Source organism: Arthrobacter sp. M2012083 (assembly GCF_000281065.1).
Classification (GTDB): domain Bacteria; phylum Actinomycetota; class Actinomycetes; order Actinomycetales; family Micrococcaceae; genus Arthrobacter.
On record NZ_AKKK01000048.1, the window covers coordinates 1 to 5,703 of the forward strand.

The following is a 5,703-nucleotide window of genomic DNA, read 5'->3' on the forward strand; positions in this document are numbered from 1 at the left end:
GAAAGCCGGCCCGCCGTACCTGCTACGGAGAGCGCTTTACTTCTTTCCGGGAAGAAACATTGATCCTTCCATGGGGGTCACGGTCAGGGACTTCAGCTGCGCCGTCCCACCTTCCGCGAAGAGCGTCATCTTGTCCGCTCCGGCGTTGGGAAATACTTGATCTGTAATGGTCCGGAGACCGTCGCCGGAGAATACTTCCACCGATGAGCGGTCTACATAAACCCGCAGGGTGACATTGCCCTTTTTGTCCAAGGTGACCGGGGCGTCCTCAACGGAGGCGAAGGCCGGGTGGAAAGTGGTGTTTCCCGAGTTTGTGCGGTCAACGAAGACCTTTCCGGAGGTGGAGTCGTAGCCGATGACGGTGGAGGAATCGCCGTCGCCCAGTACGGTGATCCCCGACTTTTTCGCCGTGCCCGGTGCGAACGTGATGTCCACGCGCTGGACCTGACCTGAAGCAGCCGCGGGCAGCGGGGTTGTTCCGGCCATGATGGCGCCGCCCTGCTTGTCCGTGTAGCTGGGCTTTGTCGCAAGCCTGTCCACCTGCTTGACCACATTCTGGGCAAGGCGTGGTCCGTCGGGTGTTTGCGTCAACTGCACCTCCCGGGGCAGTGACATGGCGCTGCGCCAGGGGCTGGTGGGTATGTTGTTGGCGTAGTCCCAGTTGTTCATCCAGCCGAGCATGACCCGCTTGTTATCGGGCATGTTCGAAAAGGAAACGGCTGCGTAGTAGTCGCGTCCATAGTCCAGCCAGTCATAGGACTCCAGCCGGGACTTCGCTGCGCTGGAGCTGGCCGTGAACTCGTCCGCCAGTATGTGCCCCCAGCCGAATCTGTTGTTATCTACAACCTTGATGTGTGCCTGCTGACCGATGAATTCCTTGACATCCCATGAAGCCCAATCCAAGGTTTCACTGTCGTTGCCGGTGGCGGTACGGACCACTTGTCCATTGACGACCAGGTTTACCGTTTCTTCATCGGACCTGGGAACAGCGGCAGTATCAGTGAGCATGACGTGATCAAGGGTCAAGTGGCCCCATCCGCCGGTTGCTTCGTCAACGATCCGCAGCTGCGCGTTCTGTCCGGCGAACTCCGAAACGTCCCAGCCCTTCCAGTTCAGCAGCCCCGAATTATCGCCTGCCAGGGAGCGGACCACGTTGCCGTTGACGAGTAGCTGGACGGCCAGGGTCTGGCCGGAGTCCGCCGTACGGTAGCCGCCTCCAACCAGCATGGACATGAAGTTCTTTGTGATGGGGAATCCGGGGGAGGTCAGGGTGCCTTGACGGTCATCACCGGGCACTGCGCCGGTTTCGAACGTGTTGATTCGCCGAGCGCCAATGTAGTAGTCCCCGCCACTGGTGGCCGGCTGGAAATTGGGGGTCAGGTCTCCCGTGCCGGTCCAGCCGGCACTGGCCAGAGTTGCGCCTTCGGGAACCTCGAAGCCGTCAAACTTCAGTTCCCCTGGGGGCGGGGTATTGTCCAGCTTGTCGGAGACGCGGGGGTGCTTGCCACCACCGACCAGGAAGTTCAGGTAGTCGTCCGTCAGAGTGAAGGTTGGTGACTGCATGGAACCCATCGGCCAGTCGCCATCGTTGAATGAGTTGATCAGTCCTGTTCCGCCGAACCCGGTCACCGGACTCTGACCGGGGAGGGAACCGGCGGCGGGAGCGTCACCAAAAGGACCGTTCTTCCAGTTGCCTGGTTCGTTGTTTAAAGTCCACCCGTTGTAGGTTCCGTCGTTAAAGCCTGCCAGGACAGTTCCTGCCGGTACCTCGGTCACTGGTTTAGTGCTCTCGGAGGTGAAGGTGGTGCCGTCGAAGTTACCCACGAAGTACTGTCCAGCCGAGCCTCCCGCGACTCCGCCGGGATTGATGTTGACCACCATGACCCACTTGATATTGTTCTTATCCCCATCCACAGCGAGCGGGAACAAATCAGGGCATTCCCATTGGCCACCGGTCGCGTTGGCGGGTCCGAATTCGCTCAGGGCAGTCCAGTCCTTGAGATTGTCGGACTTGTAGAGGAGGACCTTGTGGTCCTGTGATTCGACTACGGTCATGACCCAGTACCCACCGCCGGAGGGGTTGTCGTACCAGAAGACCTTTGGATCCCTGAAGTTGGCTGAATTGCGGTTCAGCACAGGATTTCCTGAGTACTTGGTCCACGTCTGGCCATCGTCCAGGCTGTAAGCCAGGGACTGGGCCTGAAGGCCCCGGTGCGGTGAGGGTTCCTTGTACGCGCTGGTATAAATGGCCACAAGCGCGGGGTTTTCCTTCGTCCCGAAACCCGTGGTGTTGTCCTTATCAACCACAATGCTGCCGGAGAAGACATCTTCCTGCGCATCGGTGGACAGGGCCAGAGGCTGCTCTTGCCAGTGAACCAAGTCCTTCGACGTCGCGTGACCCCAAGACATGTTCCCCCACGTGTTGCCGGAGGGATTGTGTTGATAGAACAGGTGATAAACACCCTTATGGAAAACCATCCCGTTGGGGTCGTTCATCCAGTTTTTCGCTGGCGTGTAGTGGTAAGCGGGTCGAAACTCCTCACTTCCCACTTCCGGTGCCGCAGAAGCTGGTGCCATGCCGGCCATGATTGCCGAAAGCGTCAGGCCCGCCAGCGTCAACGCAGACGTCGCTGCCCGCATCCTGCCCATAGTGGATTTCGTCATTGTTCTCCTCGTTCGCCCTTCATCGCGCGTGCCCATCCCATTTAGACAACGTTGTCAACGAGAGAAAAGCTACGATAAGTCCATTGGACAAGTCAACGATTTTTCGAGCTTTATGCAGGTCGATTCACAAGCCCTAACCGCCCGGACATCGTTGTCAGATGCAGTTTCGTCACCGATAAGGGAACGGCGAGGGGTTGTCGACTCATTCATGGCGGCGTAGGCTCCTGCGAGCCATCATCGGATCGAGGAGTCGCTCATGGGACAGCTGATCGTCCAGGATTTCGTTACCGCCGACGGATACGCCGCCGACACCAACAACGAGTTCAAAGCTTACGAACTGCTGGATAGTGGAACGGCCGAATTTGACCGTGCCCAACTCGAATGGCTCGGCAGTGTGGAAGCAATGGTTCTGGGCGCAAATACGTACAGGTACTTCGCTGAATACTGGCCTACGGACGCCTCCGAGGGCGAGATCATCGCTCCAGCCCTCAATGGCCTGAGACGCCACGTGTTTTCACGCCACCTGAAGGAGGCCCCCTGGGGCGACTTCCCGCCGTCGACCGTTGAATCCGGCGACGCGATCGAGGGCATCCGTCGCATCAAACGGGAGTCCGCAAAGGACATCGTTCTCTGGGGAAGCCTGTCGCTCGGCCAGGCGTTCTTCGCCGCCGGAGAAGTGGACGCAGTCCGGCTTGTGGTGATGCCGCTGGGCCAGGGCTCAGGCAGGGGCGTGTTCCCGGCCGGACATGACCCCGCCCTGTTGAAGCTCGTGGACGTTAACAGCTATGACCAAGGTTTGGTGGAGCTCAGCTACACGGTGCGGCAGCGGTGATGTGTTCCTAGGTAAGCAGCGCCGGATCGATGAAATCTTCGCGTGGGTCCAGAATGGTGCCGGGATTTTTCGAGCGTGAGACTGCCGGCAGGCCCACAGCAACAGAATGAGGCGGGACGTCCCTAACCACCACGGCGTTGGCGCCGATTGCTGAGTGATCACCCACCGTTACGGGACCTAGAACTTCGGCCCCGGAGCCGAGCATGACGTGATTGCCGATGGTGGGATGCCGCTTCGTCTTATTGAGAGCCGGACCGCGCAGGTGCGGTCTCTGCCACATCGCGTGGGCCAGTCGATGGCTCCAAAGCGCGTGAACCCCTGAGTAGGCAAGCGCCACTTCGAAAAGGCTCGTCGCCGCCGGGTCCTGGTTCTTGGCGGCGTGGAGATCTTCTTTTAGTAGCTCAAGGATATTCATGACACGAGTATGGGTAGAGCAGCGTCGAAGAATGCCCGCTCCAGCCGTACTGCCTCTGCGAAGGTGGCGGCTACGCGCTCACGTGCAACGGCGTCGGCGGGTTCGACGGCGTCGAATTCGTCGCGTAGCCACGTCACCCATGCGTTGTATTCGGGGTTGTTATGGAGGCGGATCCATTCGGCGTGCTTCGCATCGAGGGGCCATTCGCTGGTGTCTCCGGCGCGGGCAGCCCAATCGCCGTAAAGCCATTCCGCAACCAGCAGCACTGCCAGGACCTCCGGATAGGAGCGGGTAGCGAGGGTGCGGCGCATCAGGTTGTCGAAATCGCGGGTGGCAGATCCGAGCACGGGTGCGGTTCGATCCGCCTCGGGAACCTTGAGCTCATTGAAGCAATCCTGGAAGTACGTATTCTCGTCCGAAGCGAAGGCGCCCAGAACCCGGGCAAACACCAGCCGCGAAGGCAGCGTTGGTGCCGATGCCACAGCTTGACCCAGGAGGGCCGTGAAGGCATCGCAGAACTGGTAATCCTGTACGAGGTAGCCACTCAGATCGTCATCGGAAAGGGACCCGTCCAGCAGTTGGTCCACGAACGGATGATTGACGGCGGCGTCCCAGTCCTCGGCGTTCTGGTTCCTGAGTTCAATGGCAAAGCCCACGTGTTCCTCCTGAAGTGTCGGCATTCGGAGCCTAGCAGCGTACAGCGCTGCAGGGGCGGGCGTTACGCTCTGGTGCCGCTATCGGTGGCAGCGTAGGCTCTGGCCATGACGAACGAGCGTGCATCGAAGACGATCGTGGTTGGCTATGACGGATCCGAAGAATCACACCGCGCCGTGCAATGGGCTGCCAAGCACGCAATCCTGCGGGACTGTTCGCTCCACGTTGTGCACTGTTCCTTGTGGGTCCTGCTGTCCCATAACAGGGGTCCCGTTCCTGGCGTTGCCGATAGCGGTCTGGAAAGGGCGGCTCAAAAAGTTCTCGAAGAGGGGATGGCGCTCGCCAGGGAGACCGTCCCCGAGCTGGACGTCCAATCCACTTTGCTGCACGGGATGCCACGCGATCACTTGGCCCATGTTTCGGCGGGTGCAGAGATGTTGGTACTCGGAAGCCGGGGACTTGGTGGGTTCGTGGGCTTGCTGGTTGGGTCGGTGAGCTTGGAGATGGCAGCAACCGCGGAGTGTCCGGTGGCAGTGATCCGCGCAGATGACCACCCGGAGGGTCCTGTCCTGCTTGCAGTGGACGACTCCGGCTCGCAGGCAGCCCTTGACGACGCGTGTCTTTTCGCGGCGGCAACGGGTGCCGACCTCATGATTGTCCACGTATTGCACGAACCGGAGGGGTATCGACGGTTGCGCGAGCCCGTGGAAGCCTACCCGGACGCTGAAGCCATGCTCGATTCCGTGATGAGCCGGGCCCGCCACAAAGCACCCGGGATCGCGGTGGCCGGTGAGCTGCTGGTGGATGCTTCATTCTCCCGGGCAGTGGTCAAAGCCTCACAAGGGGCTCGTATTACGGTTGTGGGCACCAAAGGACATGGACTTATCAAGGGCACCATAGGTTCCACGGCTCACGCCGTGCTACACCACGCCCACAGTCCTGTGCTGGTTTCCCGTCGGAAGGCCACCTCCGAGTGACTCCCTCGCCGAGCGGGGCAAAAGGGCGCAAAAAAGGTCATTTGGCGCTCTCCTTGTGAATCACTGACGCTAAATTGTCGGTGCCTGCTGCCAGTGTTAGGGCATGGAGCGTGTTGGGGAGAGGCAAGCGGGTGCGGTGGTGGCGGGTGGGCGCGCCGCCG

The 5,703-nt window shown here is 60.4% G+C and carries 5 protein-coding genes; 2 read left to right on the forward strand and 3 right to left on the reverse strand.

The window, feature by feature from the left end:
• Positions 1–36: 36 nt before the first annotated feature.
• Positions 37–2,640: a GH32 C-terminal domain-containing protein gene (locus A477_RS0118280; RefSeq protein WP_020372846.1), complete on the reverse strand. Its 2,604-nt coding sequence runs from the start codon at positions 2,638–2,640 to the stop codon at positions 37–39.
• A 280-nt stretch (positions 2,641–2,920) separates the two neighbouring features.
• Between A477_RS0118280 and A477_RS0118285 the strand changes: the two genes are divergently transcribed.
• Positions 2,921–3,496, forward strand: a complete 576-nt coding sequence (locus tag A477_RS0118285) for a dihydrofolate reductase family protein (protein ID WP_017200340.1) — start codon at positions 2,921–2,923, stop codon at positions 3,494–3,496.
• A 7-nt stretch (positions 3,497–3,503) separates the two neighbouring features.
• On the opposite strand, the gene A477_RS0118290 is transcribed toward A477_RS0118285, so the two are convergent.
• Both A477_RS0118290 and A477_RS0118295 read right to left on the reverse strand, forming a co-directional pair.
• Entirely contained in the window at positions 3,504–3,911 is a 408-nt protein-coding gene (locus tag A477_RS0118290) for a serine O-acetyltransferase (RefSeq protein WP_017200341.1), read from the reverse strand.
• Positions 3,908–4,591, reverse strand: a complete 684-nt coding sequence (locus tag A477_RS0118295; RefSeq protein ID WP_237715833.1) for a TenA family protein — start codon at positions 4,589–4,591, stop codon at positions 3,908–3,910. Before A477_RS0118295 ends, A477_RS0118290 begins: the two co-directional genes overlap by 4 nt.
• Before the next feature lie 81 nt (positions 4,592–4,672).
• Here A477_RS0118295 and A477_RS0118300 point away from each other — a divergent pair, with 81 nt between their 5' ends.
• Positions 4,673–5,542: a universal stress protein gene (locus A477_RS0118300; RefSeq protein WP_017200343.1), complete on the forward strand. Its 870-nt coding sequence runs from the start codon at positions 4,673–4,675 to the stop codon at positions 5,540–5,542.
• Positions 5,543–5,703 lie beyond the last annotated feature (161 nt).

What these genes read in the sequence shown, in the direction of transcription:
- A477_RS0118300 (WP_017200343.1), top strand. Translation starts at nt 4,673, where the DNA reads ATGACGAACGAGCGTGCATCGAAGACGATCGTGGTTGGCTATGACGGA.
- A477_RS0118280 (WP_020372846.1), bottom strand. Translation starts at nt 2,640, where the DNA reads ATGCGGGCAGCGACGTCTGCGTTGACGCTGGCGGGCCTGACGCTTTCG.
- A477_RS0118290 (WP_017200341.1), bottom strand. Translation starts at nt 3,911, where the DNA reads ATGAATATCCTTGAGCTACTAAAAGAAGATCTCCACGCCGCCAAGAAC.
- A477_RS0118285 (WP_017200340.1), top strand. Translation starts at nt 2,921, where the DNA reads ATGGGACAGCTGATCGTCCAGGATTTCGTTACCGCCGACGGATACGCC.
- A477_RS0118295 (WP_237715833.1), bottom strand. Translation starts at nt 4,591, where the DNA reads ATGCCGACACTTCAGGAGGAACACGTGGGCTTTGCCATTGAACTCAGG.